The organism is Glutamicibacter sp. (assembly GCF_035257265.1).
In the GTDB taxonomy this organism is placed as follows: domain Bacteria; phylum Actinomycetota; class Actinomycetes; order Actinomycetales; family Micrococcaceae; genus Glutamicibacter.
Window position 1 is genome coordinate 1 of the sequence record NZ_DATEXC010000070.1, and the last position, 2695, is coordinate 2695.

The 2695-nt window shown below is 51.7% G+C and carries 4 protein-coding genes; 1 reads left to right on the plus strand and 3 read right to left on the minus strand.

Annotated elements, in window-relative coordinates; all coding sequences use genetic code 11:
* Window positions 1-186: hypothetical protein (locus VJ369_RS18295; RefSeq protein ID WP_324093433.1), on the plus strand; the 186-nt coding region annotated here is incomplete at its 5' end.
* A 314-nt stretch (window positions 187-500) separates the two neighbouring features.
* Here VJ369_RS18295 and VJ369_RS18300 read toward each other — a convergent pair.
* The 3 genes from VJ369_RS18300 to VJ369_RS18310 form a co-directional block, all read right to left on the minus strand.
* Window positions 501-1697 carry a type II toxin-antitoxin system HipA family toxin gene (locus VJ369_RS18300; RefSeq protein WP_324093434.1) on the minus strand — a complete coding sequence of 399 codons (1197 nt, stop codon included), beginning with the start codon at window positions 1695-1697 and terminating at the stop codon, window positions 501-503.
* Window positions 1694-1894: a helix-turn-helix transcriptional regulator gene (locus VJ369_RS18305; protein WP_324093435.1), complete on the minus strand. Its 201-nt coding sequence runs from the start codon at window positions 1892-1894 to the stop codon at window positions 1694-1696. The genes VJ369_RS18300 and VJ369_RS18305 overlap by 4 nt, the downstream gene beginning before the upstream one ends.
* A gap of 316 nt (window positions 1895-2210) precedes the next feature.
* Window positions 2211-2423, minus strand: a complete 213-nt coding sequence (locus tag VJ369_RS18310) for a hypothetical protein (protein WP_324093436.1) — start codon at window positions 2421-2423, stop codon at window positions 2211-2213.
* Window positions 2424-2695 lie beyond the last annotated feature (272 nt).

A 2695-nucleotide genomic window follows, 5' to 3' on the forward strand; every position in this document is an offset into this window, starting at 1 on the left:
GAAACGGTATTCTCAGTTCCCATTGATCTTCATTTATCCACAGTGACCTGTGTAAAACTCTTGATTTTCTGGGGATTATCACCGAATTCTGTACCGGTTTTTGTTCCGGCCTTGTTTCGGCGACAGATAAAAACTATACACGGTTTCGGGGGATGTTTCAAATCGGTGGCCTCTTTTCCGCAGTGACCGTGCACACAAAGAATTAAGGTAAATTATTACTGCCCTAACTCGGCAATTTATGCATCGTCTGCCAGTCCGCACGATTACGGATACACGTCGCGAGAAACTACCCAGCACCGCCTAGAGCTAGCCGACTATGAGACGCGACGACTGTCCCGCTTATGGACATCATCTGCACCGGCCAGCGAGAGCAACGAGAAAAACTGCGCCTAATAGCGCGACGAATCTTTCGCCGGCTTGCCAAGGACAAGTGCAACTCCCCAAAGGCTGGCGCTAGCGTTACGCTAAATGCCGGCATGAAGCCAAATCTTTGAAAAAGGCTACGCCACTTCCAAACGCCTAAAACGTAGTTCCCGCACTGCACCGCGTAACGGGGAACCTTCGATCGGCAATGCATCTAACCTGGCCAAGCTAGATGCCTTCAAAGCTAATTGATTCGCTGACAAGACCGCTCTTTCCGTCAACCCCAAGTACCGACCGAACTCCAACCAATGCTTACTCTTCAGATTCTTAGTTTTGCCCGATAGAGACAGCGCCATGGTGTCATCTCCGTAAATGAGCGTGCAAGGGACGTCATACATCGGGGCCATCGCAAACTTCCCTGCAGAGTCCGCAAGTATTGACAGATTCTTTCCGTGCAGATCTCCATTACCCGTCAACCAAGCGAAGAGGAACTGAAGATACAAATTTCGTTTCGCTATTACTGGCGCTCGGCAATAACCGGCCAAACCGTCAGCGACCTGCTCGGCACTAACCGAGTACTTAACGGCTGGAGGTAAGTCGAGCACCTGCAGCCCGTCTTCTAATGCATACCGCCTTACTTCAGCATCGCCTGGAACGTACTTCCGGTCAAAGCGTTCAACAAGTAGTCCAGGAACATTCTGTCCATCGTGTACTACCTTGTTTTTAGCCACCGGAAGTTTCAGCGATTTGGCCGCCTGTAGGTGCAGAGCTTCGTTGGCAACGAGGTGTGGGTGATCTCGCGGATCCAGCTTGAGGAGATATGCTCCCTCGCCCATTGCTAGAGGGGTCGTCAGCATGGTGGCACTAATCTTTTCCTGGACGCCCGGAATCGAATGCAGATCAAGGTTTCTTGCCAGCAAAGTAAAGTCCAAAGCCGCAGGATCATCGATCCTCGCGACCGCCGCTGGCATCACCGGTTTCGTACCGCTAGGCACAATACGTACGTTGCCCGGAGTATCGGAACCGACTGCCATCAACAAAGTCATTTCATCAGCAAGGCTGGTTTTAGTGGCGTTCCTCAAGACTGTGAGACGGTGACCTTCTGGTAAGAGACCGGAAAAGAACGCTGGCACCCCACCACCAGGGGCAATTAGGGGCGTCGCGGAAGAAGGTAATGAAGTAGCAATGCCCGGCATACCTGATTGTAAAAACTTGTCGGTATAAGTGAACTGGATATAACCGTCACCACGACGTTCCAAACGCCCCGCTAATATACGGTTCTGATAAACATCTGCCTTATCGACCCGCTTCAGATCTGCTAGATCCCCATTCACTTCTGAACAACAATCTTGAGCCCAAGGACGCTAGCAACGGAAAGCACAGCTCCTATAGAAGGGTTACCCGTACCGGTTTCGATGGCCCGCACGGTGCGCTCGGAGATATTAGCTAGGTCAGCCAGCTGCTCCTGAGTCAATGCATTCTCTTTTCGAGAAAGCTGCAGCGCAGCGCCAATTTCCAATAAAAAATTCAACGTACACTCCGAACCGGCAATATGCCGCCGTTTATAATCCTGTAACCACTATAGCGCCTGATTAGCTATCATCCGGCAATATACTGCCGTATTCATTTAGCCTCACCCGCCGTGAACCAAAAGGCGCAGGGATCTGGCCGAGCAACGCTCCCGTGGATCAGTGTCGTTAAACAGGAAATAAAAAAAGCCCCCGGCTTTCCTTTGCTCATTACGAGTATTGGAAGGCAGGGGGGCTTTTTTGTGCTCAGAAGTTAGTGGTCACAAGGCCTGATTCTCACTTCAGGATAAGCAAGGAAGGCGCGGCATCTCGGTTGAATTAGTGGCGATCAACGTCGTCCGCATTGGCATAGACGTACCACGCTACGAGGGCATTAGCCGCGCCTACTGCAACCACGGGCAACAGTGAACCCGCTACCCATTCAGCAAGTGGCTGGTCATTAGCTAAGGCAATTCCCCCCGTAACCAGTGGTGCCACAATGAGCAGCATAATACTTCCCATGAATAGCCGTTTGGAAAGTCGTCTGGTCATTAGAACCTCACCCTTACTTGCGATGTTGTCTTGGATCCGTTGCCTACCCGGGCCTATAAACCTAAAAGAATTTGTGAAACAGCAGAAAGGGTCCCGCCCGTCCAGGCAGAACCCCACACCACCCACCACCAAGCCGGCAACCCCACCACCAAACGGAGGGTTAAACAGGTGAGGCCCCGAACACCACAGTGTCCAGGGCCTCAAACCAACCACAACAACATCATCATCAGATGACGTCGCTTACTCCAAGTTAAGTCCGGCGGTGACCTACT